This window comes from Sphingomonas sp. P2_B6 (assembly GCF_056404755.1).
Map to the genome: position 1 here is coordinate 125,376 of NZ_JBFUDK010000019.1, position 24,833 is coordinate 150,208.

General features: G+C 66.3%; 20 protein-coding genes. 9 read left to right on the forward strand and 11 right to left on the reverse strand.

The window, feature by feature from the left end; all coding sequences use genetic code 11:
• Nucleotides 1-83: 83 nt before the first annotated feature.
• The 5 genes from AC1DX5_RS21400 to AC1DX5_RS21420 all read right to left on the reverse strand — a co-directional run bounded on the left by AC1DX5_RS21400 (nucleotide 84) and on the right by AC1DX5_RS21420 (nucleotide 9,075).
• Nucleotides 84-2,552: a DUF5117 domain-containing protein gene (locus AC1DX5_RS21400; protein ID WP_478017292.1), complete on the reverse strand. Its 2,469-nt coding sequence runs from the start codon at nucleotides 2,550-2,552 to the stop codon at nucleotides 84-86.
• Between the two features lie 160 nt (nucleotides 2,553-2,712).
• A complete protein-coding gene (locus AC1DX5_RS21405) occupies nucleotides 2,713-4,305 on the reverse strand; it encodes an amidohydrolase (RefSeq protein ID WP_465173991.1) in 1,593 nt (530 codons plus the stop codon).
• A gap of 44 nt (nucleotides 4,306-4,349) precedes the next feature.
• The gene (locus AC1DX5_RS21410; protein WP_478017293.1) at nucleotides 4,350-7,466 is read right to left on the reverse strand and encodes a TonB-dependent receptor plug domain-containing protein; all 3,117 of its coding nucleotides are present in this window, start codon (nucleotides 7,464-7,466) and stop codon (nucleotides 4,350-4,352) included.
• A gap of 376 nt (nucleotides 7,467-7,842) precedes the next feature.
• Nucleotides 7,843-8,322, reverse strand: a complete 480-nt coding sequence (locus AC1DX5_RS21415; RefSeq protein WP_478017294.1) for an Lrp/AsnC family transcriptional regulator — start codon at nucleotides 8,320-8,322, stop codon at nucleotides 7,843-7,845.
• A 126-nt stretch (nucleotides 8,323-8,448) separates the two neighbouring features.
• On the reverse strand, nucleotides 8,449-9,075 hold the full coding sequence (locus AC1DX5_RS21420) for a L,D-transpeptidase family protein (protein ID WP_478017295.1): 627 nt from the start codon (nucleotides 9,073-9,075) through the stop codon (nucleotides 8,449-8,451).
• A gap of 127 nt (nucleotides 9,076-9,202) precedes the next feature.
• On the opposite strand from AC1DX5_RS21420, the gene AC1DX5_RS21425 reads away from it, so the two are divergent.
• Together AC1DX5_RS21425 and AC1DX5_RS21430 are read left to right on the forward strand one after the other, a co-directional pair.
• Nucleotides 9,203-9,874, forward strand: a complete 672-nt coding sequence (locus AC1DX5_RS21425) for a murein L,D-transpeptidase catalytic domain family protein (RefSeq protein WP_478017296.1) — start codon at nucleotides 9,203-9,205, stop codon at nucleotides 9,872-9,874.
• A gap of 106 nt (nucleotides 9,875-9,980) precedes the next feature.
• A complete protein-coding gene (locus tag AC1DX5_RS21430) occupies nucleotides 9,981-10,553 on the forward strand; it encodes a hypothetical protein (protein ID WP_478017297.1) in 573 nt (190 codons plus the stop codon).
• An 11-nt stretch (nucleotides 10,554-10,564) separates the two neighbouring features.
• Here the strand turns inward: AC1DX5_RS21430 and AC1DX5_RS21435 are convergent, their stop codons facing one another.
• Nucleotides 10,565-13,468: a M16 family metallopeptidase gene (locus AC1DX5_RS21435; RefSeq protein WP_478017298.1), complete on the reverse strand. Its 2,904-nt coding sequence runs from the start codon at nucleotides 13,466-13,468 to the stop codon at nucleotides 10,565-10,567.
• A 267-nt stretch (nucleotides 13,469-13,735) separates the two neighbouring features.
• On the opposite strand from AC1DX5_RS21435, the gene AC1DX5_RS21440 reads away from it, so the two are divergent.
• From AC1DX5_RS21440 to AC1DX5_RS21450, 3 genes are all read left to right on the forward strand, one after another.
• The gene (locus tag AC1DX5_RS21440) at nucleotides 13,736-14,704 is read left to right on the forward strand and encodes an alpha/beta hydrolase (RefSeq protein WP_478017313.1); all 969 of its coding nucleotides are present in this window, start codon (nucleotides 13,736-13,738) and stop codon (nucleotides 14,702-14,704) included.
• A gap of 208 nt (nucleotides 14,705-14,912) precedes the next feature.
• Complete coding sequence (locus AC1DX5_RS21445; protein ID WP_478017299.1) at nucleotides 14,913-15,818, forward strand: hypothetical protein; 906 nt, start codon at nucleotides 14,913-14,915, stop codon at nucleotides 15,816-15,818.
• Nucleotides 15,819-15,953: 135 nt separating this feature from the next.
• A complete protein-coding gene (locus AC1DX5_RS21450; protein WP_478017300.1) occupies nucleotides 15,954-16,742 on the forward strand; it encodes an HpcH/HpaI aldolase family protein in 789 nt (262 codons plus the stop codon).
• A 16-nt stretch (nucleotides 16,743-16,758) separates the two neighbouring features.
• Here the strand turns inward: AC1DX5_RS21450 and AC1DX5_RS21455 are convergent, their stop codons facing one another.
• Nucleotides 16,759-17,649 (reverse strand): NAD(P)-dependent oxidoreductase, encoded by an 891-nt coding sequence (locus tag AC1DX5_RS21455; RefSeq protein ID WP_478017301.1) that lies wholly within the window; start codon nucleotides 17,647-17,649, stop codon nucleotides 16,759-16,761.
• A gap of 166 nt (nucleotides 17,650-17,815) precedes the next feature.
• On the opposite strand from AC1DX5_RS21455, the gene AC1DX5_RS21460 reads away from it, so the two are divergent.
• From AC1DX5_RS21460 to AC1DX5_RS21470, 3 genes are read left to right on the forward strand one after another with little or no spacing between them, the layout of a single operon-like run.
• A complete protein-coding gene (locus AC1DX5_RS21460; protein WP_478017302.1) occupies nucleotides 17,816-18,985 on the forward strand; it encodes a PrpF domain-containing protein in 1,170 nt (389 codons plus the stop codon).
• 4 nt (nucleotides 18,986-18,989) lie between these two features.
• Nucleotides 18,990-19,793 carry an N-acyl homoserine lactonase family protein gene (locus tag AC1DX5_RS21465; protein ID WP_465181612.1) on the forward strand — a complete coding sequence of 268 codons (804 nt, stop codon included), beginning with the start codon at nucleotides 18,990-18,992 and terminating at the stop codon, nucleotides 19,791-19,793.
• Nucleotides 19,794-19,831: 38 nt separating this feature from the next.
• Nucleotides 19,832-21,184: an MmgE/PrpD family protein gene (locus tag AC1DX5_RS21470; protein ID WP_478017303.1), complete on the forward strand. Its 1,353-nt coding sequence runs from the start codon at nucleotides 19,832-19,834 to the stop codon at nucleotides 21,182-21,184.
• Nucleotides 21,185-21,195: 11 nt separating this feature from the next.
• Here AC1DX5_RS21470 and AC1DX5_RS21475 read toward each other — a convergent pair whose 3' ends face one another.
• Nucleotides 21,196-21,960: an SDR family NAD(P)-dependent oxidoreductase gene (locus tag AC1DX5_RS21475; protein WP_465170374.1), complete on the reverse strand. Its 765-nt coding sequence runs from the start codon at nucleotides 21,958-21,960 to the stop codon at nucleotides 21,196-21,198.
• 50 nt (nucleotides 21,961-22,010) lie between these two features.
• On the opposite strand from AC1DX5_RS21475, the gene AC1DX5_RS21480 reads away from it, so the two are divergent.
• A complete protein-coding gene (locus tag AC1DX5_RS21480; RefSeq protein WP_478017304.1) occupies nucleotides 22,011-22,679 on the forward strand; it encodes a nitroreductase in 669 nt (222 codons plus the stop codon).
• On the opposite strand, the gene AC1DX5_RS21485 is transcribed toward AC1DX5_RS21480, so the two are convergent.
• From AC1DX5_RS21485 to AC1DX5_RS21495, 3 genes are read right to left on the reverse strand one after another with little or no spacing between them, the layout of a single operon-like run.
• The gene (locus AC1DX5_RS21485) at nucleotides 22,670-23,122 is read right to left on the reverse strand and encodes a PaaI family thioesterase (protein WP_478017314.1); all 453 of its coding nucleotides are present in this window, start codon (nucleotides 23,120-23,122) and stop codon (nucleotides 22,670-22,672) included. The genes AC1DX5_RS21480 and AC1DX5_RS21485 overlap by 10 nt on opposite strands.
• A 14-nt stretch (nucleotides 23,123-23,136) precedes the next feature.
• Nucleotides 23,137-23,937, reverse strand: coding sequence for an N-acyl homoserine lactonase family protein (locus AC1DX5_RS21490; RefSeq protein WP_465170372.1), 801 nt, complete (start codon nucleotides 23,935-23,937; stop codon nucleotides 23,137-23,139).
• The gene (locus tag AC1DX5_RS21495) at nucleotides 23,934-24,830 is read right to left on the reverse strand and encodes an NAD(P)-dependent oxidoreductase (protein ID WP_478017305.1); all 897 of its coding nucleotides are present in this window, start codon (nucleotides 24,828-24,830) and stop codon (nucleotides 23,934-23,936) included. Before AC1DX5_RS21495 ends, AC1DX5_RS21490 begins: the two co-directional genes overlap by 4 nt.
• Nucleotides 24,831-24,833 lie beyond the last annotated feature (3 nt).

Consider the following 24,833-nt stretch of genomic DNA (forward strand, 5'->3'; position numbering starts at 1 on the left):
GATCGGACTGGGTATTTATAACCGGTCCGGCTGCATCAGGTCGAGGCCCGGCCGATCGCCGGGCCCCGACACAAGGATTGAAATCAGCCCAAAGGTGGCCCCGGCGGCTGCGGGAAGCGCGAACGCGGTCCCTTGCCCCAGCTCGGCGTCGCCGTCTTCGGCGCATTGGCCTTGGGGTCTTCCAGATAGTGCGCGATGTCCCGCGCGGTCTGGCGGTAAAAGGCCGTGGTCAGCGCATCGCCGCCGGGCCTGGTCCTGAGCGTCGTCGCCAGGGTCGAGAGCTTGTCGAGCACATAGGCGCGCGCCTCGGGCGCGGCGTCGTCATTGCCGCCCAGGATCATCATCGATTCCAGCGCGACCTGCTGCGTCACCCGGCGCAGCGCGCGGTCGGACGCAGTGGCGTCGGCCGCCGCGCTCCAGCTATGCGCGAGGACGGTGTCGACCATTTCCGGAAAGGTCAGCGTATCGGGCTGGCGCGCGCCGAGCGCGATCATCCGGGTCGATTTGGCCGCGTCGAACAGCGGTTCGACCACCATGCCGGCGAGGATGCGCGCGGCGCGCAGCTGGTCGAACACGTCGTCGGTCGACAGGTCCTCGAGGTTGTTGCCCGGATCGGGGGTGAGCTGCACCAGCAGCGATTCCGGCAGCGCCAGGTTCTTCGGCTCGATCGCCTCCATCAACAGGCCGAGCGTGTCGCGCTGCAGCTTGGCCGGGATGAACTCGGTCGGCGGCAATGTGTCGCCCTTGACCACGATGTTCTCATAGAGGCCGCCGACATATTTCAGGCCGGATTCGATCGCGTAGCGATGGTGGAGATAGGCCATCCACAGCCGGGTGTTGCGCAGCGACCCGACCGGCTCGTCCGCCTTCAGCATGCCCTGTCCGTAATTGGCGATCATGATCGCGCGCGCGGCCATGTCCTCGCGCAGATTCTCGGTCGGCGTCGCGCGGTCGTCATACCAGGTCCAGCGCGGATCGGTGTCGGGGACGTAGATGATGCCCTTGGCGCGCATGTCGGCGATGATCGCGTCGAGCCCGGCCTTTTCCGACGCGGCGGGGAAGGGGGTGTAGGCGTAGCGCACCATGTAGGTGTCATAGGCGCCGATCTGCTTCTGGAAGCTCTCGCTGAGGTCGAGCTTGCCGTTCACCACCTTCACCCGGGGCGTCGGATATTCCATCACCGAGGCGCGGTTGTTGAGGCTCGAGGCGAAGTTATGGCCGAAACCCTGGGCATGGCCGAGCTCATGCGCGGTGAGCAGCGCCTGGCGCAGCAGCACCATGTCGCGCTGCCCCTTGGGCATCGCCGCCATCGCGTCGTCGCTCAGCAGATTGGGATCGGCGATGGTGATGCCGCTGCCATCGGCGGGCAGGCCGGCGCTGTAGACGTCCCAGTAATTGCCGACGGTGCGGATGCGGTGCGTGTCCATACGCACCTTGGACCCGATCACTTCGCCGGTGCGCGGATCGCGATAGGTGCCGCCCGAGGAGAAGCCGCGCTCGTCGCGGTTGATCCACAGGACATAGGCGTAGCGGATGTCCATCGGGTCCATGTCGGCCGGCGCATCGAGCGCGACGATCGCGTTGCTGAAGCCCGCTGCCTCATAGGATTTGTTCCACCACAGCAGACCTTCCTTCATCGCATGGCGGATCGGGGCGGGGATGGCGGGATCGAAATAGATGGTGATCGGCTTGATCGGATCGCTGATCGCGGCGCTCGGGTCTTTCTTCTCCAGCCGCCAGCGGGTGATCCAGCTTTCCTCCGGGCTCTCGCTGAACGGCTTCGAATAATCCTGGAACCGCACCGCGCTCACCCCGATCCGCGGATCGGCCTCGCGCGGGGTATAGCCGGTCGGCGCGCGCAGGAAGCTGTGGTGGATGCGCATCGTCATCATGCGCGGATCGGGCGTCACGCCCGTCACCAGCGCGCCGGGATTGTCGGCGACGAAGGTCGCGCTGGTCTCGATCTCGGTATTGTCGGGAAAGGCCTTCATCCGTGCGGGGTAGAAGCTGCTCTTGCCGGCATCGAACTTGAAGCTGCCCTGGTTCGCGCGGCGAAGCTGCGCCTCCACATTGGCGGCATCGCGCATGAAGAAGGAGGTCGCGTCGACCACCACCTTGCCGCCGCTCTCGGACTCGATCGGCAGCGCGGCGAGGGTCGAGGTGGGGAAGCTGTCCGCCACGCCCTGCGCATGCGCGGCATCGCCGTTGAGCGAGCGGAAGCGCAGATTCTGCTCGTTGACCAGCACCTTGCCGCCGACGCGGGTGAAGCGGATCACCGCGCTGTCCATCACGCCGCGATCGAACGGCAGCTCGACCGATCCGCCGCCGGTCGCGGCGGAGACGTAATAGAGCACGTCCGCGTCGAACATCGGCACTTCGAGCAGCACGCGGCCCTTCGCCGCATCGAAATAATAGGGGATGAAACCATCGACGCGCGCGGGCAGCGAGGCGCCCTTTGCCGGCGGGTCGGCCGGGCGCGCGATGGCGGATGGGGAGAGCGCGACCAGGCAGATCGCGCCGAGCGAGGAAGTGAGCAGCTTCGCCTTGTTCATGGACCTGTTCCGATAGGAGGGGGTGATCTGTGTCGGTAACCCCTCCACCGTCACCCCGGACTTGTTCCGGGGTCCATGGTTCCGCGCGCGCAACGACTGCGGTGTCTGCGGGACGATGGATGCCGGAACAAGTCCGGCATGACGGCTGGGGACGCGGGCGTTACTTCGCGGCAGGCGGCGGCGGCGAAGCGGCCGCCGGATATTTGACCCCCATCTGCTCGAGATAGCTGCTGTACTTGGTCGGATCGTAATAGAATTTCTCCATCTGCGGCCGCATCTGCGCCATCAGCTGGGTGTTGAGGTCGATCGCCGGCTTGTCCGCCGCGGTCAGCACCGGATCGTACTTCTGGTCCTTCTGCTGCACCGTGTTGAAATAGGTCTTGGCGTCGGCGATCAGCTTGGGCGTCGTCATCAGGTCGAGCACCGTCATCGCCACCGCCTTGGCGCCCGCCACGGCGCCCTTGTGCGCGATCGGGGTCGCCATCGCGATCGCCGCGGTGACGTTATGGCCGATCGTGCTGGGCACGTTGGAGGGGAAGCCGATCGTGATCGTCGGCACCGTCCACATGATGTCGCCGATATCGTCCGAGCCGCCGCCATTGGAGGGGCCGCGCGTCTCCGGCGTGGAGAGCGGCGCGATCGTGTCGAACAGCGGCTGGACCTTCAGGCCGTTGCTCTCCTGCACGGCCTTGGCGAAAGCTTGGTCGTCGGCGGTCCATTTCGGCATGCCGACTGCCTTGATATTGGCATAGGCGGCCTCGGCCATCGGCTTGTTGCCAAAATTGGGCGCGGCATAGCCGAGCACGCGCCGCGTGACCGTGGTGCCCGTCGCCATCGCCGCGGCTTCGGAGATGGTGTTGCCCGTCTCGTAGAGCTTGCGGATCGAATCGAAGGTCTGTTCGCGGAAATAATACCAGACCGATGCTTCGCCCGGCACGACGTTGGGCTGCCCGCCGCCATTGGTGATGACATAGTGCGAGCGCTGGGTGAGCGGCAGGTGCTCGCGGCGCATGTTCCACGCCATGTCCATCACCTCGACCCCGTCGAGCGCGCTGCGGCCCGCCCAGGGCGCGCCGGCGGCATGCGAGGTCTTGCCGTGGAAGCTGTATTCCACCGAGACCATGCCGTTATTGCCCATCTCGCCATAGCCGGTGCCGAAGCGATTGCCGACATGCGTGAAGATCGAGGCATCGACGCCCTTGAACAGGCCTTCGCGGACATAATAGGCCTTGGTCGCGAGCAGCTCCTCGGCGACGCCCGGCCAGATCATCAGCCGGCCCTTGATGTTGTTCTTGATCATCACGTCCTTGGCGGCGATCGCCGCGGCGACGATCAGCGGCATGCCGCTGTTATGACCTTCGCCATGCCCCGGCGCGCCCGGCACCATCGGCGTGATCTTCGGCGTGCCCGGCATTTGCGACAGGCCGAGCAGGCCGTCGATGTCGCTGCCCAAGGCGATCAGCGGGCCGCCTTCGCCCCAGGTCGCGGTGAAGGCGGTCGGGATGCCCGCCACGCCGCGGGTGACCTTGAAGCCCTCCTTCTCGAGGATGCCGGTGATGTATTCGGAGGTCTTGAACTCCTGGAAGCCCGGCTCGGCGAAGCTGTAGATCGAGTCGACCATCTCCTGCACCAGCTTGGCATGGGCATCGACGTTTGCGGCGGCCGCTGCCTTGAGCGCAGGCTTGGCCTGGGCGTTGGCGGCGGTGGGAACGTAAAGCGCGGTGGACAGCAAGGCGACCGTCAATCCAACCATCTTCTTCATGTTGAAATTCTCCTGATCTTTTCTGGTCTTGGGGTTTAGAAATCGAACCGGACGCCGACCCGGAACACGCGGCCGAGGACATCGTAGAGGTTGCGGTTGGTCTGCGGATATGCCGGGGTATTGTTGCCGGTCGGGCCGTTGCCGACGAGCACCGGATCGGTATCGAGCAGGTTCTTGATCGACAGGAACGCCGTGGTCTTGGCGCCGGCAATCTCGAACTCGTGATTGACCTGCAGGTCGACATAGATCGCACCGGCGATGTCGTTGCGGTTCACCGTGCGGTTCGCCACGGTCGAGACCGGGCAATCCGTGCTGCAGACGATATAGCTGTTGTCGTACACGCCGCCACTCACGCCGCGGCCGACCAGCTGGAAGCCCCAGGGCCCGACATCGTATCCGGCGGTCAGGCGATAGGTCCAGTCGGGCAGGCTGCCCGAATTCTGGCCGGCTGCCTCGGTCGGCACGTCGACGCCATTGTCGGTGTAGAGGCTGATATTCTTGGTCACCAGCGCGCGCAGCGTCAGGGCGCCGGGGCCGATCGGCTTGCGATAGCTTGCCTCGAAATCGATACCCTTGGCTTCGATGCCGACGAAATTGGTCGGCTTCAGCTCGATGCTGGTGATGAGCAGGCCGGTGGTGGTGACGCCACGGCCGCCGGTGGTGGAAATGGCGGCACAAGCTGCGGCATTGCTCTGTTCATAGCATTGCGTGACCAGCGTCTGGGCACCGATATTGGCGATCGCCCCGCTGAGCTTGATCTGGAAATAGTCCACCGAGAAGGCGAGGCCGGGGATGAAGCTGGGCGTGAAGATCGCGCCGACGCCGTAGGTCTTGGCGACTTCCGGGCTGAGCGCCGGGTTGCCGACGGTGGATTCGTTGAACTGGTCGACGCGCTGGTCGATGCGCGTGCCATTCGGGACCGGCACGTTGACGGTATTGGTGCGGCCCGTGCCGGGCGCGAACAGCTCACCCAGGTTGGGCGCGCGGATGTCGCGCGAGATGGTGCCGCGGAACTTGACGTCGCGGATCGGCTGCCAGGTCACGCCCGCCTTCCAGGTGCTGACGGTGCCCGAGGTGGAATAGTCGGTCAGGCGGAAGGCGCCGTTGAAATCCGCGCCCTTGAACAGCGGCACGATGGTCTCGAGATAGGCTTCCTTCACATTATATTTGCCGAAGGTGGGCAGATAGTTGCCGTAGATCCAGGTGCCGCTGGTCACGCCATTGGCGACGCGCGGCTGGAACAGCGGATCGACCGATCCGGTCACCGATTCCTGACGCCATTCGCCGCCGAAGCCGAGCGAGATCGGGCCGGCCCAGAGATCGACCAGGTTGTTGGTGAACAGGTTGAACGCCGCCACGTCCTGCTTCAGCGTCTGCTTCCGGAGCGGTTGCAGGCCGTCATACAGGACATAGGCCAGCGCCTCGGGCGAAACGCCGCCCACGCCGATGCGGTTGATCGGCACGCAGCCATTGTTGACATTGGCGGCGGTCAGGCGCGACCGGCAGACGATGGTGCCGGCGGCGATGCCCGACGCGTTGCCGGCCGGCGCCACCACCGCGTCGGTGGCCAGCGCCATGCGATCGATGTTCCAGGCGTTGGTCAGCAGCTCGTTGGTCTTGGTGATGCCCTTCTGGTAATAGGCGTCCCAGTGCAGCTCGCGGTCGAACAGGCTGAAATCGCCGCTGGCACCCACGACGTAGCGGAACACCTCGCGGGTATTGTCGCTGCCCTGGGGCGGGATGCCGATATTGCTGGTCCCGATCGTGGCCGTGGTGACCTTCGTCGTGTTCGCGGGGTTCGCGTTATAGGCGTTGACCTGGTTGAGGAAGCTGGTCGGCAGATAGGCGTTGACCAGCCCGCCATTGGTCGCGGACGGCGCGATCTGGATGGTCACGCCCGTGGTCGGCGTCTGCTGGTAATAGCTCTGGCCCTGGTAGCGGGTGTACGCCATCTGGCCGTACAGCTCGAACGCGGGCGAGAATTCATAGGAGATCCGGCCGAACCCGCTCTTGCGGTCCTCCGATGGCAGCAGGGTCGCGCTGCTGACATGGCCTTCGCGGCCGATCAGATAATCGCCGCCGACCATCCATTGCCCATTGGAAGGGCCGAACACGAAATTATTGACGGAGGCCTTGCCGGTCGCCGGATCGACCTGGCCGAAATAGACGCCCTTGAACGGCCCGGTGCTGATCAGGCCGCCTTCGGTGAACTGGCCGGTGCCGATCCCGCCCTGGATCAGGCGCGCCGGATAGCAAATCGTCGAAGCCAGCGCGTCCTTGCACGCGGTCTCGCTATAGGCGGGGTTGTCGATCTGGAAGAAGCCGCTGTCGTTCCAGTCGCGGTCGATCGACTGGATGCCCTTCTGGGTGAAATATTCGCCGCTGACCAGGACATGACCCTTGCCACCGGCAAAGGGGGTGCCGGCCGTCAGCGTGAACTTGTGGTTCGGGCCGTCGCTATAGGTGGTGACGCCATATTCGTAGCTGCCCTTGATGCCGGTATATTTCTTGTCGAGGATGAAGTTGATGACACCCGAAACGGCGTCCGAGCCATAGGCGGAGGAGGCGCCGCCGGTCACCACTTCGACCCGCTCGACCAGCGCCTGGGGAAAGGTGTTGACGTCGACCACGCCGCTGGTCGCCGAGGCGACCGAGCGCTGGCCGTCGAACAGCACCAGGGTGCGCTGCGACCCCAGGTTGCGCAGGTTGACCGACGCGACGCCGGCCAGGCCGTTGCTGAGCGAGCCGTTCGAGTTCGCCGCGGTCGAGCTGCCGCGTACCGAGGGAAGCGTGTTGACGAAGTCGGCGATGTTGGCCGGCGCCTCGGCCTGCAATTCCTTGCTGCTGATCACGCTGACCGGGGTCGGGGCATCATAGCCGTCGCGCACGATGCGCGATCCCGTGACGGTGATCTCCTCCTGGGGCGCCTCTCCGGCCGCTGACTGGTCCTGGACGACGGTGTCGACCGGTGCCGTGTCGCCGGCCGCCGGTGCCTTGTCCTCGACGCTTGCCATCATCGCCGGCGCTGTCTGCGCATTGGCGATGCCGGGCATGGCGACGATCGCCAGTGCCAGAATCCCGGCGGTCGAAAGGCTATGTCGCCTGAAAAGCCGGCGGTCGGAAGTCGTGTTCGCGCTGAATGAAATTGTCATGGTCGCCCCCGATTATTGTTACTCCCTGGGCAACCTCTCCCTTCACTCTGTCCCTTTTCGGAACATTGTCATTGAACGCTATAGTTACTGGCCGATGTATGTCGCGCGCACCTCACCTGCGACGCCGACCTGATGGTCAGCGCCCCGAATATGACTCGCGCAGTGCAGTCTCCCTGGTGAGGCAATTCTCTGCGGAATTGCCCTGACGCAAGATTAGCAGAGTTCAGATAGGAGATGTCGCTATTTTCACGCGCAGATTGACGATGTTTGCGTAGATTCTTTCACGAATTGTGCATCGAGCGCTGGTTCCGGGCGCCACCACTCGTCAGCTAGCCCGATTCCCGCGTTACCACCGAATCCGGTCCGAATCGCTCGCTCAGGCCGGGCCCTTGAGCAAGACGGGCGGAACCGATCGCTGCGCCACTTCGCGCATGACGAAGCTGCTGCGGATCTTGGCGACATGCGGCAGCATGGACAGTTCGCTGCGATAGACCCGGTCGTAATCCTCGAACGACTTCACATGGATGATCATCAGGAAGTCGACATTGCCCGAGACGAAGCTGCAATAGGACATGGACGGGCATTTCACGACGGCGGTCTCGAACTCCATCAGCACGTTTTCGGCCTGGGACCTCAGTTCGATCATCACGATCACGACGATGCCGAAGCCAAGCCGCGCCATGTCCAGATCGGCGGAATAACCGCGCACCGCGCCGCGTTCCTCCAGGATCTTGCGCCGCCGGGCGACGGCGGTGCTCGACAAATGTACGCGTTCGCTCAGCGCGACGTCGGAGGCGCGGCCGTCGCTCGCCAGTTCGCGGAGGATGCGATAGTCGATCGCATCGATGTCGGTCATGCCGGAATCGTTCACGCACTGTCCCCTTTGCGCATCATTTGATCGATTGTGCGTCGCAACATGAATTGATGCAACGCCGATGGCAATGCGGCTAGGGGATTCCGGCGAGAGAAATTGATCGAACCGCTACGGCGCGCGTGTCGTCCAGGCGATCGTCGATGTTGCAGCGCCGCGCGTCATTTCGGGGGAGACCGTCTCGGGTGCCGCCACTGGCGCGTCGATCACCGGCTCGACGGACAGGGGATCGGCATAATCGTCGGTGACGACTACCCGCGTGCCGAGCCCGATCACGCCATAGAGCTTTCTGGCGAAGGCGATGGGCACGCGGACGCAGCCATGGGAATCGGGATAGCCGGGGTTCCGGCCGGCATGGATCGCGATCCCGTCCCAGGTGAGGCGCATCATGAAGGGCATGGGCGCGCCCGAATAAAGGTTGGAACGGTGCTTCGCGTCCTTCTCCAGGATGGTGAAGTCGCCGACGGGCGTGTCGAAGCCGGGCGCCCCGCTCGAGATCGGGGACAGGCCGATCAGCGTCTCGCCGCGATAGACATGGATGCGCTGCAACGGGATGCTGACCAGGATCCGGATGTCGCCCGTGCCACCGGCGTCGTTCCAGAGGAACTGGCCCGGCTCGAGCGCGGCGACCATGTCGCTGGTGAACGGGGCGCCGTCGGCCGCGCGCGCCGGCGTCGCGGTCCAGGCAAGGAGGAGCGCCGCGGCAAGCGACCAGATCGAACTCCGGGATAACGGCATGAGCACCTCGTCGTCGCGCGTTCCCCCTTCGAGGCGTCAACGGCCATGGCGTGATTTGGTGCCGTCACTTTGGTCGGGAATTGACGGGAAAAATCTGATAGCCTGCGCAGAGGAAGACCGTCGAGGCATGTCATTGCGGGATGAAGAAGCGACGCCCACGCGGCGCACGATCTTGCGGACGGGCGCGGGCGTCGTCGGCGCGCTGACCGCTGCGCTGGTGCTGCCCGATCCGCTCGGCGCCGCCGCCGCGGCGGCATTGGGCGACTTTCCGCCGATCGCCGCGCCGTGCAAGGTCCGGCCAGCCCTGCTCGGCCAGGCGCTGGTTGCGCTCGACCGGCATCGCGACCGGATCGAGTTCGACGACCGCGTGGCCATCGTGGATTTCAGCGCGCCGTCCTCCCAGCCGCGCTTCTATCTGGTCGATCTGCGCAACGGTGCCACCACCAGCTTCCTCGTGACCCACGGCAAGGGTTCCGATCCGGATCACAGCGGCTGGCTGCAACATTTCTCGAACGACGATGGCTCGCTTTGCTCGTCCGAGGGCAGTTTCCTCACCTCCGATTATTATGTCGGCGATCACGGTGCCTCGCAGCGATTGCTCGGGCTGGATCCGACCAACAGCAATGCGGAAGACCGCGCGATCGTCATCCACAGTGCCTGGTACGCCAACCCCGAGCTGCTGCTGGTCCAGCCGATGCTGGGCCGGAGCGACGGGTGCTTCGTATTCGGCGAAGCGCAGATCGACTATGTGTTCGACCGGCTCGGGCCGGGGCGGTTGCTGTTCGCGGCAAAGATCTGACGCCCGGGAGTCTGAAGCATAGCCTCAACGATGGTGGCATCCCCTGTCGACGGCTGCGTCACGGATAGGCCAGAATGAAGCGGTCGCCTTACCGCAGGATCGCCGCATGACCGCTCTGCTCCCCGCCGAACTCGCCTGGTATGTCACGGGCCGTTTCTACCGCACCCCCGACGGCACGCTCGCCGATTTCGGCTATTTCCTCCATCTGCCGTTCCTCGACGTGCCGTTGTTCGACGGCCCGCGCAGCGAGACCACCGCGCATTTCACCTTCGCCGCCCGGCCGTTCGACGCGAAGGCGGTCGACAATGGCGCATTGTCGCTCGGGGTGGATCCGGTCGGGCAATTCTCGCTCTATCTGCAGCGTCGACCGGCCGGGACCTTTGACGATCCCGCCTCCTTTGCGCTGGGCGAGCGGATCGCGACCTTTCGCCGCGCCAGCCTGGTGGTGGGAACGACGGTGGCGGGTTCGTCGGTGCCGTTGATCGGCACCAACGTCTTTTCCGCGCGCCTGATCGACAGCCGTCCGTTCGATTTCGCCGGCGGCCGGCACGATCTGGCGGCGCATCTCGGCGCGGGCGTGACGCAGTTCGGTACCTCGGCCGAGACGCCGATAACGCCCCCGCCGGCGGGCTATGATCTGGTGCTGCCCTTTACCGGATCGGCCATCCTGCTGGGCTGACCCCGCGCGCCTCAGCCGGCGCCCGGTCCGGCCGGCGGCTCGGGCACGACTTCCGCCTTCCAGGCAAGCTCCGGCCGCAGATATTTGCGCGCCAGTGCCTCGATATCGGCCGGCGTCATCGCCTCGAACTGGGGCACCGCGGTCAGCGTCTGTGGAATATACTGCGGCCGGTCGACGATATAGGTGAGCTGGTTGAGCCACCAGCCATTGGTATTTTGCGCCCGCCGCGCCGCCTCCACCAGCGGCTCGCGTGCCCGCTTCAACTCGTCCGCGCTGATCGGCGTGTCGCGCAGGCTCGCGGCGATCGCATCGACCGCCGCGAAGAAGGCAGGCAGCTTGCCGGGCGCGGTCTCCGCCTGCACCGAGATGGCGCCATAGCCCTTGTAACTGTTGGAATAGCTGGCCGATACGCCCGGTGCATAGGCCAGTGCCTGCTTCTCGCGTATCTCGTCCAGCGCGCGCAGCTTCAGGACGGCCGCCAGCATCTCGATGCGGCGGACCTCGGTCAGATCGTCGATCGCATCGGTCGCCGGCCAGGCGACATAGCCGAGCCCCTGTTCGGCGAGTCCCTTGTGCATGAAGCGGAGCGGTGCCGCCATCGGCGCGGGGAAATGCCGCTGGTCGGCGCCGGGTACGGGGATGCCGGGCGCCGGGCGCGGCGGCAACGCGCCGAAGGTGGTCGCGGTGACGGCGATCGCCTCGTCGACGGTCAGGTCGCCGACCATGGTGATATGGATCGGCCCGACCGACAGCAGCGCCTTCAGGCCGGGTCGTTCGGTTTCCATCGACCATCGCGACAGGATGTCGGGGGGCACCACCGCCGCGCGCGCGTCGCCGCCGGCCAGCAATTGCTTCGCCTGCACGGCGAATGCGCCCGACGGCACGGCCAGCGTCGCCTCATAGCTTGCCGGATAATTGGCCTTGCTCTGTTCGAACGCCTGGCCGCGATAGGCTGGGTCGGTCAGATAGGCCGCCATCAATTGCATCTGGAGCTGCAGGTCCACGCGCCGCGTGCCGCCGCTCAGCAGGAACTTGTCGCCGAGCGTGGCCAGTCCCGTGCCGACGACATGGCCGTTGAGCGAGCGGCTGATCTCGTCGGTCGTCATCTTGCCCAGCCCGCCCGATTGCAGGCTGCCGATCATGGTGGCGCGCGGATCGAGCGTGTCGGGGGGAAAGTTCCGCTCGCCCGTGCCGGTCAGCAGGTTGATGGAGATGGCGTCCTTGCTGAAACTGGTCGGCTTCACCGTCAGCGTCACGCCATTGGCGAAGGTGACAATGGTCGTCCCCAAATCGGCAATCTCCCGGCGCTGCGTGACGGTGCCGGGCTTGCCGAAATCGGTATAGGGCCAGGGCAGCTTGGCAACGGCGCCGGGTGCCGCGACCGCAACGGCGCGTGAAACCTGCAGCGCTGCCGTCACTGCCTTCTCGCCGCCCTCGATCGCGACGGGCGACATCACCATGGTCAGCGGACCGCCGCCGCTGAAAACCGGCTTCACCGCGTCGCTGACCTGCGCTGCCGTCAGCGTCTTCACCGCTGCTTCGAACAGGTCGAGATCCGTCCGGGGCGCGGTGAACACCTCCCGGTCGTTGACCGCGCCGACGATGCCGGCGGCCAGCCCGCGCGTGTTGCGGGTGGGCGCGCCCTTCACCGCATTTTCGAGCGCGGTGCGATAGGTGGTGATCTCGCGCTGCAGTTCGGCATCGGTCACGCCATAGCGAACGAGGCGGCGCTGTTCCTTGTCGACGGCCTCGAGCGCGGCCTTCCATTTGCCCTGCACGAACTGGGCGGTGAGCGTGGTGACGCCTACGCTGCGCACCAGTTCGGTCTGGCGGGCATTGGCATTGAGGAACGGCGCGTCGTCGGTGCGCGACAGTTCGGCAAGCCGGCGGTTGAGCACCGCCAGGCCGAGATATTCGATCGTGTTCCGGCGCCGCTTGGCGATAGTGTCCGGCCGCAGATCGGGTGGGCGGACCCAGGCCAGTGAAATGCCGGAGGAAATGCCGGGCTCGACCAGGATATGCGTTTCCGGCCCGCGCCCGGCGACCGTGCCGAGATCGGGGTCGGGGCCATCCGGCGCCCTGGGCTGCCAGTCGGCAAAGGCCGTGCGGACCCTCGTTTCCATCGACGCGACGTCGAAGTCGCCGACGGCGACCAGCGTTGCCCGCTCGGGGCGGTAATAGCTGTCGTAAAAGTCGGCGAAGCGTTCTCGCGGCGCCGTGCTGACGATCTTGAGCTCGCCGATCGGAAAGCGCGAGGCGACCTTCTGCCCCCTGGCAAGGATGTCGAGCTGCTTGCGCGAGATGCGCAGCGCGGGCGTGTTGCGCTGGCGCTCCTCGCCGGCGATCACGCCGCGTTCCTCGTCGATTTCCCTGATCCCCATCGTCGCTTCCGACACCTGCTCGCGCATCACGCGCAGCGCGGTGTCGACCGTCTCGTCATTGGTGCGCGGCAATTCGAGCTGATAATAGGTCTGGTCGAAGCTGGTCGCGGCGTTGAGATCCGCACCGAACGCCATGCCCAGCCGCTCCAGGATGGCGATCAGCTCGTTCTTCGGAATGTGCGTCGTGCCGTTGAACGCCATATGCTCCATGAAATGGGCAAGCCCGAGCTGGTCGTCCTTCTCCATCAGCGATCCCGCATCGATACGCAGGCGCAGCGAGGCCTGGCCGGGCGGGGTGGCGTTGTGCAGGATCGCGTAGCGCATGCCGTTGGGCAGGGTGCCGGTGCGGACCTCGGGATCCGCGGGCACATCGCTGGCCTTTTGCGGCCAGGGTTGCGAGGGCAGCTGCGTGGCTGTCTGCGAGATCGCGGCAGGCGCCGCCGTCGTTCCCTCGGCCTGTCCCGACAGCGGTCGCGCGGACAGCCCGGCCATCAAGGCCGTCATCAGCAGGAACAGGCGACCCGAACGCGACATCGATCGATCCTCACAAGGCGGCGGAGAAACCGTCCGTCCCAACAATGCGCCATGGCGACGCAAGGAGCGCATCTGAGCGCGCCAGCCGAACATTCATAGGCTGAACTTCCCGGGAGGCTTTGATTTGGCGCAGTCGGCCCACTCGACCTCTGCCGAAAGCCATGTCCTTCGCGCGCGATTCATCCCCTTGCGGCCGCACGCCGCCTTGCGAAGGCCGGACGGGCCCGTCTAGGTACCGGTCACAAGACAGCGAAAGCCGGGGTGGGTATGATGACGAAGGAAGGCGACATCGCCATCGACCCCGACGCCCAGGCTGTGCTGGACATGGCCGCGGCGGCGGGGCGGCGGCCGATGCACGAACTCGGCCTGGCGGAGGCGCGTGCGGCGATGCGCGCCGCCCGGCTGGCGCTCGGCGCCGAGCCTCCGGCGACGCTGGTGCGGGATATCGCCGCGCCGGGGCCGGGCGGTCCGATTCCGATCCGTCTGTACCGCCCGCCCGGGCTGCCGGCCGACGCCGTCATGCCCTTGCTGGTCTATTATCACGGCGGTGGCTGGGTGCTCGGCGATATCGAGACCGGCGACGCCCTTTGCGCGTCGCTCGCCTGCCGCCTTGGCATCGCGGTCGCGGCGGTGGACTATCGCCTGGCGCCCGAACACCCTTTCCCGGCGGCGGTCGACGACAGTTTCTTCGCGCTGCAATGGCTCGTGGATCAGTCGGCCGCCCTCGGGCTGAGCGCCGATCGGGTCGCGGTTGCGGGGGATTCCGCCGGTGGCAACCTGGCGGCGGTGTGCGCGCTGCTGGCGCGCGACCGGGGCGGCCCGGCGCTCCGCTCCCAGATCCTGCTCTACCCGGTGACGGATTGTTCGATGACCAGCGATTCCTATCGCCGCAACGCGTCCGGCTATCTGCTGACCGCCGAGACGATGCGCTGGTTCCGCGACCAGTATCTCGGCGCCGCCGATCCGGCCGACTGGCGCGCGTCGCCGCTCCATGCCGCGCGCCTCGACGATCTGCCGCCTGCGCTCGTCGTCACCTGCGGGTTCGATCCGCTGCACGATGAGGGACAGGCTTATGCCGAGCGCCTGCGCGCCGCCGGGGTGCCGACGCGTTTGCTGCCCTATTCGCGCCAGCTCCATGGTTTCGCCCTGTGGGGAAAGGTGGCGCGCGATGCGGAAACCGTCCTGTCGCAGGTCGTCGACGAACTGGGGCCGGCGTTGTTCCCGACGCATGGCTGACCGGCGCCAAGCATGCATCGTCCTTCTACAGCTTGCGCATTTACGATAGTCCAGCCGCTTCTCCCGGCTCGCAAGCGGCGTTCGACCTTGTATGCTTGCGCCAATCGGCAGGAAGACCCGAGGCGTCGGGTTTGCCGATGACGGACTCGGGCCGGCGGGCGCCATGATCCCGCACCGCCGGACCCAATGACGAGAGGAGACCCGGACGATGTATGACCTGAAGGATCCGAGGTCGACCATGACCACGGCCAAGGCGGATGCGCCAAAGGCGCCGATCACCGACTTTGCGGGCGCGGAGGTGATCGAGTTTCACGACATCCCCCCGCAGGAAACGGGCGAAGGCTTCAAGACCTGGTACGGCCGCGGGCAGAATTTCATCCTGTCCTATACGGAGGCCGAGGCCGGCGCGGTGCTGTCGCGCTCGGGCCAGCCCGACGAATATATGGCGTTCTTCCCGGAACGGCATACCCGCGTCGACATCGAGACCGACAATGGCAGCGCGTCCGACGTCAGCTATCAGCTCGCGATCATCCCGCCGGGCGACAGCAAAATCGTCGTGAAGGAAGGCGGGCTGGTCCTGCGCCTGTTCAGCTCGCTCGCGCCCGATCTGGCGGCAAAGAGCCATAATGCGGAAAGCTATGCCCGGCCGCATCCGAACATCCCGCCGTTCGAGCCATGGCCCACGCCGGCCGACGGATTCAAGCTGCGCCTCTATCCCATCGACGTGCCCGTCACGCCGGGGCGGTTCGGAGTCATCTATCGCTCGACCAACATGATGATCAACCTGATCCCGGTCATGATGGAGCCGCGCGACCCCAACAAGATGTCGCCGCACTTCCACGACGATTTCGAGCAATGCTCGCTCACCCTGCAGGGCGATTACATGCATTATCTGCGCTGGCCCTGGGTGCCCAACAAGTCGATCTGGCGCGACGACGCCGCGATCCGCGTCACCGCGCCGTCGATGACCGTCATCCCGCCGCCCGCGATCCACACGTCGCAGGCGCTGCCGGAGCCGCCCTGCCATCTGATCGACATCTTCAGCCCGCCGCGCGTCGATTTTTCCGAAAAGGCCGGCTGGGTACTCAACGCCGACGATTATCCGATGCCGTGATCCGGCGGGGCGATCGCTGGTGATCGCCCCGCCGACCGATTTTTCAACGACGCTCGTTACGCACGGCGACGAGGCCTCGCGCCGGCCGCGAAAGGCCTGGCCGGATTGCGCCGCATCAATCCAGGAGAGACAAGAATGGATGCCACTCGCCCCGATCCCCGCCAGTTCCGCGCCCGGCTTCTCGCCGGCGAACCGCTGATCGGCACGTTCATGAAGGTGCCGGCACCTCAGAATACCGAGGTGCTTGGCCTGGACGGCTTCGATTTCGTCATGCTCGACGAGGAACATGCGCCCTGGGATCGCGTGACGCTCGACACCGCGCTGCTCGCCGCGCGCGCGTTCGGCACGGCGGGCCTGGTGCGAATCGCGCGGCCTGACGCGAACAGCGTGTTGTCGGTGCTCGATGACGGCGCGATCGGCATCATGTGCCCGCATGTCGATTCGGCGGAGAAGGCGCGCGCGGTGGCATCCTGGGCGCGTTATCATGGCGGGGTGCGCGGCGCGGGAGCGAGCCGCGGTGGCGAATATGGCGCGCGGGGGGCCGACAATTATCGCTATGCCGATGAGACCTCGACCGTCATCTGCATGATCGAGGACCGGCAGGCGCTCGACGTGATCGACGATATCGCGGCGGTCGAGGGGGTCGATGCGCTGTTCCTCGGGCGCGGCGATCTCGGCCTCTCGCTCAGCAACGCGACGGACCCCGTGCCGACGCTGAAGGACGCGGTCGAGCGGGTGATCGAGGTCGCCAGGGCACATGGCAAGCCGGTCTCCGCCGTGGTCCAGTCGATGAAGAGCGACGAGGCCAAATGGCTGATCGACCTGGGAGTGACGGCGATGATGGTCGCGTCCGACCTCGGCTTCCTGCGCCAGGCCGCGAAAGCCGCGCTCAACGACTTCCGCGAGGTGATGAAACCGGCCTGACCGGCGCGGCGCCCGCTCAGTCGGCCGGGCGGTAGAAGGTGGAGATCACGGGCCAATAGGCCGCGCCGAGGCCCTCGCTCGATGCCCGCTCGAGCAAGGTGCGGGCATAATCGGCGCCGGGCACGTCGATGCCGACGTCGCCGGCCATTGCCAGCGCATAGCCGATATCCTTGAGCATATAGTCGGTCGGGAAGACGCGTTCCGGAAAGGCGCCCGGCGCGACGGCCTTCAACCCGTGGTTCCGCAGCGCGAAGCTGTCTGCCGATCCCTTGACGAAGGTTTCGAACAACGTCGTCGCGTCGATGCCTGTCCCCTTCGCGATCGCCGCGGCCTCCGACAAGGCGATTACCGTGCCGACCACCACCATATTGTTGAGAATCTTGACGACCTGTCCGGCGCCGACCGGGCCGCAGTGCGTAACCTCGGCGGCGAAGCAGCGCAGCAGCGGTTCGATCATCGTGAATAATTGGGGAGTAGCGCCGACGGTTATCGCCAATGTACCCAGTTCGGCAGCGGCGCGGGTCCGCGCGACCGGCGCGTCGGCGTAGCGGGCGCCCCGGGCGGCAAACGCTTCCGCCAGGCGTCGGGTGATATCGAGCGGGCTGGTCCCGAGATCGACAAAGGTCTGCCCACTGCGCGCATTGGCCAATATGCCGTCATCGCCGCTGCAAACTTCCTCCAGATGCCTGCCGCTCGGCAACGAAACGAAGATGATCGTCGCGTCGCGCACCAGGTCGGCGATCGTGTCTGCCTTCACGACGCCGACATCGGCCAGGCGCTCGAGCGGGTCGTTTGCGAGATCATAGCCGGTGACGTTCATCCCGCTCTTGATGGCGAGATGCCGGCACATCGGCTCTCCCATCACTCCAAGGCCGATAAAGCCGATCCCCCCGCTGCTCCCGATCATCGCATTTTCTCCCGTCGCATGCCCCTCGAAGCGCGTCTGGCGGCACGACGCGCAATGCCCAAAATCGTATCGACCACATCGGCAAGTTATTAGCTGCGGCTCGCGGCACTCGGTTACCGGTATCCCATGTCCATGCCCGCGTCCCTTTGTCGGTAAGCGAATCGCGATGCCGTCATCTCCCGAACTGCTGTCCTATCCGTGCGTGGTGATGCGCGGCGGCACCAGCCGCGCGGTGTTCGTGAGGGAGGGCGACCTGCCCACGGATGCCGTCGCGCGCGAGCGCGCGATCCTGGGCATCTTCGGCTCGCCCGACCGGCGTCAGATCGACGGCATCGCCGGCGCTGACCCGCTGACGAGCAAGCTCGCGATCATCGGCCCGCCCCGGGTGCCGGGCACGGACCTGACCTACACCTTCGGGCAGGTCGAGATCGAACGGCCGGAGATCGACTGGCACAGCCTGTGCGGGAACATCTCGGCAGCGGTCGGCCTGTTCGCGATCGAGGAAGGGCTGGTGCCGGCGACCGCGCCCTGCGCGAAGGTGCGCGTGTTCAACACCAACCTGAATCGCGTGCTGACGATCGAGGTGCCGGTCGTGGACGGCTATCCGGTGGTCAGGGGCGATTATGTCGTCCCCGGCGTTCCCGGCAGCGGCGCACGCATCCTGATCGACTTTTCGGATACGGCCGGCGGCGCGACTGGGCGCCTGCTGCCGACCGGCAATCCGGTCGACCGGTTCGATATCCCCGGTCACGGTCCGATCGAGGCGTCRCTGGTCGATATCGGCAACGCCCATGTCTTCATTCGCGCGTCCGATGTCGGGTTGACCGGCACGGAGACGGCGGCGCGGATCGACGCCGACGGGCAATTGCGCGGCCTGCTCGAGACGATCCGGGGCGTCGCGGCGCACCGGATGGGGATGATCGCCGATCCCGCCCGTTCGGCGGCCGAGAGCCCGGCGACGCCGCTGCTCGGCATGGTCGGCGCGCCGCAATCCTATCGCATCGACCAGACCGGGAAGGCGGTCGCGGCGGAGGATGTCGATCTCGTTTCCCGCCTGATGTTCATGCAGCAGACGCACAAGACCTATGCTGGCACCAGCACGGTCTGCACCGGCGTGGCGAGCCGGCTGCCGGGGACGATCGTCCATGAAATTGCGCGCAGGCGCGATGCGACCGAGGTGCGGATCGGCCACCCGGCGGGCGTGATCGAGACCGAGACGGTGATCGCGCGGGACGGCCAGACCCATATCGTGCACCGCGCGACGCTTGGGCGCACCGCGCGGCGGATCATGGAGGGGCGGGCCCTCGTCCCTGCGCCAGAGCCGGTAGCGGCCTGATCCGATGAGCGCGTTGCCCGACTACGCCCTCTACGCCCTGCGTTATGCCACACGGGCCGCGCGGCGGCGCGATCACTTCATCGGTGGCGATCCGCATGATGCGCCGATGCCGATGGATTATTTCATCTGGGTCGCGGTCGGGGCCGAGCGAAGCTTCGTGATCGACATGGGCTTCACCGCCGAGGTGGGCGCAAAACGCAAGCGGGACTATCTGCGCTGCCCGGTCGAGGCGCTGGCGCTGATCGGCATTGACGCGACCGAGGTGCGCGACGTGATCATCACGCATCTCCATTATGATCATGCGGGCAATTTCGAGAAATTCCCGAACGCGCGATTTCACATCCAGGAACCCGAGATGCACTTCGTGGCCGGGCGCCACATGCAGTATCACGGCATCTCGCATGGTTATGAGCCCGAGGATGTCTGCGACATCATCCGGCTGAATTTCGCGCAACGCGTCGTGCATTATGACGGGGAGGGCGAGGTCGCGCCCGGCATCCGCGTGCACCGCACCGGCGGGCATACCGACGGGCTGCAGTTCGTGACGGTCCATACCCGGCGCGGCTGGGTGGTCGTCGCGTCCGACGCATCCCATTTCTACGAGAATCTCGACCAGTACCGGCCCTTCACGCGCGCGTTCAACGTCGGGGACATGATGGCGGCTTTCGACCGGCTGCGCGCGCTCGCGCCGAGCATCGATCACATCGTGCCGGGACATGATCCGCTGGTGATGCGACGCTATCCGGCGGCCGCGCCCGAACTGGAGGGCATCGTGGTGCGCCTCGATGTCGATCCGATCCCGGCCTGACCGGCGGGCTTCATTCACGTCATCAAAGGGGGACAATAATGCGTGAGACGGTCGCCGAGGCGCTAGCCCATCATTTCGTGAACCTGAAGGCGAGCGACATTCCGGTACGCCTCATCGCCGACTGCAAGGCGCTGGTGCGCGATTATCTGGGCGTCGCGCTTGGCGGCAGCCAGACCGGCAGCGGCCGGGCGTCGGCCGCGTTCGCGGAAGAGGTGGGGGGTCGTGCGGAGGCGACGATCATTGGCAGCGGTGCCCGCGTTCCAGCGGTCCATGCCGCGCTGGCCAACGCCATCGCCTCCCATTCGATCGAGCTCGACGATGTCGACATCCTGGCGCTGTTCCATTTCAGCCCGCCGATCGTGTCGGCGGCGCTGGCGGCGGCGGAGCGTGAGCGATCGAGCGGGGAGGAGTTTATCGCCGCGGTCGTCGCCGGGTGCGAGATGATGGCGCGGGCCAGCAACGCGACCAACTTCTCGCTGCGCGACCGCGGCTATCACACCACGCCGACCTGCGGCGTGTTCGGCGCGACGATCGCCGCCGCGCGGCTGATGAAGCTGGACGAGGCGCAGACGGTTTCCGCGCTCGGGCTCGCGGGGGCGCAGGCGTCGGGGCTGATGGAGATGTACGGGCCGTCGATGCAGAAACGCTTCAACCCGGGCCCGGCGGCGCGCAACGGAGTAACCGCCGCCCAGATGGCGAGACTCGGCTTCACCGGCACCGCGACGATCTTCGAGGGCGAACGCGGCTTCTGCCGCGCGTTCAGCGACACGCACGACATCGGCGCGCTGACGCGGGATCTCGGCTCGGATTTTCCGATCTTCATCGAATACAAGGCTTATTCCTGCGCGCGCCCGATCCACAACGCGATCGATTGCGCGCTGGCGGTGCGTGGCCAGCTGACCGAGCCGGTCTCGGCGATCACCAGGATGACGATGCGCCGCCATCCGACCTGGGCGCACTATCATCTCAACACGCGACCAAAGACCTATCACGAGGCGCAGGTCAGCCTGCCCTATTCGGTCGCGGTGGCGCTGATCGAGGGCGCGGCGTTCTTTCCCCAATATCAGAACGAGAAGCTCGGCGACGCCGAGATCCTGCGCCTGTCGGATCTGCTCGAGGTGGTGCCCGACGATACGCTCCCGCGCGGCGTATCCTGCCATCTGGTCGCGGAAACTTCGGGCGGCGCGCGGGCTGAAAGTCAGGTCGATCATCCCAAGGGATCGATCGACTATCCGATGACCGACGCGGAGATGCGCCACAAGGTCCACCTGCTCGGCGACCCGGTGCTGGGCGAGGAACGGGTCGCGCGGATGATCGCGGCGATCGACGATGTCGAGAACCTCGCAGGGATCGACGATCTGATGCGGTTGACCGTGCCGGCCGCCGGATAGCGGGGCAGGTGCTAGCGCAGCCCGCCATAGGCGGCCCACAGGCTGCCCGTCATCCACCCGCAATCGACGACGAGATCGGTACCGGTGACGCCGGAGGCGCGCCCGGATGCGAGGAATTCCACCACCTCCGCGACCTCGGCCGGCTCCACGCAGCGGCCGAGCGCCATCCGGGCGTCGAGATCGGGCGGATAACGGTCGCCCGATCTTTTGCGCTCGACGATGCGTGGGACGAGCGTGACGCCGGGCGAGACCGAATTCACGCGCACGCCGCGCTGGCCCCATTCGCCGGCGAGGCTCCTGGTCAGATTGATGATGGCCGCCTTGCCCGGGCCATAGATATTTAGCGGAGTCGAGCCATGGCCGGTGACGGAGGCAATGTTGACGATGCTGCCGCGTCCGCGCGCGGCCATGCGCGCGCCGAAGACTCGGTTGGCATGATAGGCGCCGCGCAGATTGACCGCCATGATCCGGTCGAAGAGGTCGGCGGGCGATTGTTCGATCGGCTCGTTCGCCTGGAATATGCCCGACGACACGACCAGCGCGGTTACCGGACCGACATCCCGGTCGATCCGCTCGGCGAGTGCCTCGATCGCGTCGATGTCGGTCACGTCGAGGGTGTGGGCGGTTCCGCCGAGTGCCTCGGCCAGGGTCTCGCCGGCGGCGATGTCGCGGTCGGCGATGACGATGGCCCAGCCGCGAGCGTGCATGACCCGGCAACAGGCCGCGCCGATGCCGTTGGCGCCGCCGATCACCACGGCGATGGGACGATCGTTCATTGCCGCGCCTTTCATTCTATCCGACGTGAATCCCAAAGGAGGGCAAGCCGATGACGAGTTTTGGGGAGGTGGTGCGCAAGCGCCACTCCGTCCGGGCCTTTTTGCCGCAACCCGTGCCGGACGGCATCATCCGCGAGGTGCTCGCCGACGCGCAGCTCGCCCCCTCGAACTGCAACACCCAGCCCTGGGAAACGCATATCGTCTCGGGCGCGGCGCGCGACCGCCTCTCGGCCGTACTGCTCGATGCGTTCACTCGAGGCCAGTTCTCGCCCGATTTTTCGTTCGACCGGAAACATTATCCCGGCGCGTCGGGACAGCGCGGTGACGCGCAGGCAGCGGATTATTTCGCCGCGCTCGGGATCGCTCGCGAAAATCATGGCGACGGTCGGTTCAGCGCGGCGCGCAATCTCACCTTCTTCGACGCCCCGCATGTGGCCTTGCTGTTCATGCCCGTCGTGGGAGACAGTGTGCGGGCGGCGGGCGACCTGGGCATGTATGGTCAGACGCTGCTGCTGTCGCTGGTCGCGCACGGGCTCGGGGGCATCCCGCAGACCTTTCTCGGCATGTTTGCCGCCGATGTGCGCCGCGCGCTCGGCATCGGCGACGATCTCAAGCTGCTGTTCGGCATCTCGTTCGGTTATTCCGACCCGACGTCGCCGATCTCGGACTACCGCATCGGCCGCGCCGCGCTCGACGAGACGGTCCGGTTTCACGAGTGACCCGTAACGGGGCGGGGCGGCCCCGGCAGCTTGAATACCGCATTGGCCCGCGCGACGGCACCCGCCGGGCCGATCAGCAGGGCGTCGCAGAACACCATGCTGCGCGTGCGGCGCAGGATCCGTACCCGCGATTCGAGCCAGTCGCCGAGGTTCGCGGCCCGCATGAAATCGATGGTGAGCGTGACGGTCGGGGCGTGGCCGCCTCCGGTCAGCGCCGCCATGCCCCGACCGAGCGATATGTCGAGCATGGTCGCGATCATCCCGCCATGGCAGGTGCCGGCGAAATTGCAGTGATGCGGTTCGATCCGGATGGCGAAGCGGGCCGGCTCGTTTTCGTCGCCGGCGAAGGAATCGGCGATGAACATCGGCCCGACGCGCGTCAGGAACGGGTCGTTCAGGTCGAGCTGGCGCCAGCCCCGCGGTGTCGTGCTGTCGATGTCCACCGGCAAGCCCTCGCTCAATAGTCGGTCGGCGTCTCGTCGAGCCGCACGATATCGGCGATGCCCGGCAGCGATCGCGGATAGCGATCCAGCACCAGGGGATCATGGCCGGGAATGATGTGGCGGATGGTCGTGGAGAGCTCCCGCATCCGATCATAGCCGGCGAGCATGTCCGCCACGCTGTCGACGACCGGGAACGGCCGATACTGCTCGAAATTCGCGTAGAAATGGGACGCGTCCGACCCGATCACCACCCAGCCGCGCTTCGTCTTCACCCGCACGATCTGCAGGCCGCGCGAATGGCCGCCGACGCGGTGGACCGTCAACCCGGGCTCGATCTGGCTGTCGCCGTCATGGAAGCGGACGCGCCCGTCGAACACCTTGCCGACCATGGATTGCACGTCGGCGGGCTCGAACGGATGGTTGAGCATCGGGTGGCACATGCACCGGCCGGTGCAATAGGCCATTTCGCTGTCCTGGAGGTGATAGGTCGCCGCCGGGAACAGCTCGCGGTTACCGGCATGGTCGAAATGCATGTGCGAGATGATGATGTCGGTGACCGCCGCGTGATCGATCCCGATCGCCCTCAGCCCTTCTTCCACCGGCCGGACGAGGCGCCGCTGTCGCGTCCGGCTGGCGACCATGTCGAACCCGGTATCAACGATATAGGTCTTGTGCGGTCCGATGACGGCCCAGACGAAATAATCCAGCGGCATCGGCAGGTCGTGAGGATCGCCGCCGAGGAAATTCTCGGCGGCGTTGCGATCATGATGGGCGTAGCGGACCGCATGGATTTCGAAGGTCGATTCAGTGCTCATCGCGCCTGCCTGCCATCGATCTCCACGCCGGCCCATTCCTCGACCACGCGCGCCATGTTGGTGAAGTCCGCGTCGCCGCCGAATCGCGCCTGAGTGATGGTCAGCATGGTGCGCGCGGTATTGCCCATCAGCATCGGCACGCCCATCGCCTCGGCTTCGTCGAGGCACAGCTTCATGTCCTTCAGCGACAATTGCGTCGCGAAGCCGAAGTCGAAGCTGCGCGGCAGCACGGCGCGCGGCATCTTGTCCGTGGTCGCGCTGTTCCGGCCGCTCGACGCATTGAGCACGTCGAGCATCACATGCGGGTCCAGGCCCGCCTTCACGCCCATCGCCATGCCCTCGCACGTCGCGACCAGTGCGGCGACCGACAGGGAATTGTTGACCAGCTTCATCGTCTGCGCCTGACCCGGCTTGTCGCCGACATGGAAGGTCTTGCCGAACGTGTCGAGCAGCGGGCGCACCTCATCCCAGATTCCGGGCGGGCACGCCACCATCAGCGACAGCCGCCCCGCCAGCGCCCCGCCGCGTCCGCCGCTCACCGGTGCGTCGACCCAGGCGATGTTCGCTCCGGCCAGCTCGTTCGCCACCTCTGCCGCCATCTTCGGGCCAGTCGTCGACAGGTCGATGACGATGCGCGGCGCACCCGCGACGAGCGAGACGGCGACGTCCCGCACTATCTGCGGCGTGGGCAGGCTGACGAACACGATATCCGCCCCCGCGGCAACGGCCTCGACCGACTCCGCGCCCCGCCCGCCGGCCGCGACGAACGTCGCCAACGCCGTCTCGGTCCGGTCGAAGCCGATGACATCGTGCCCGGCGGCAACCAGTCGTGGCGCCATCGCGCTGCCCATGCTGCCCAGACCAATGAAACCAAGCACTGAACTCGTCGTCATTCC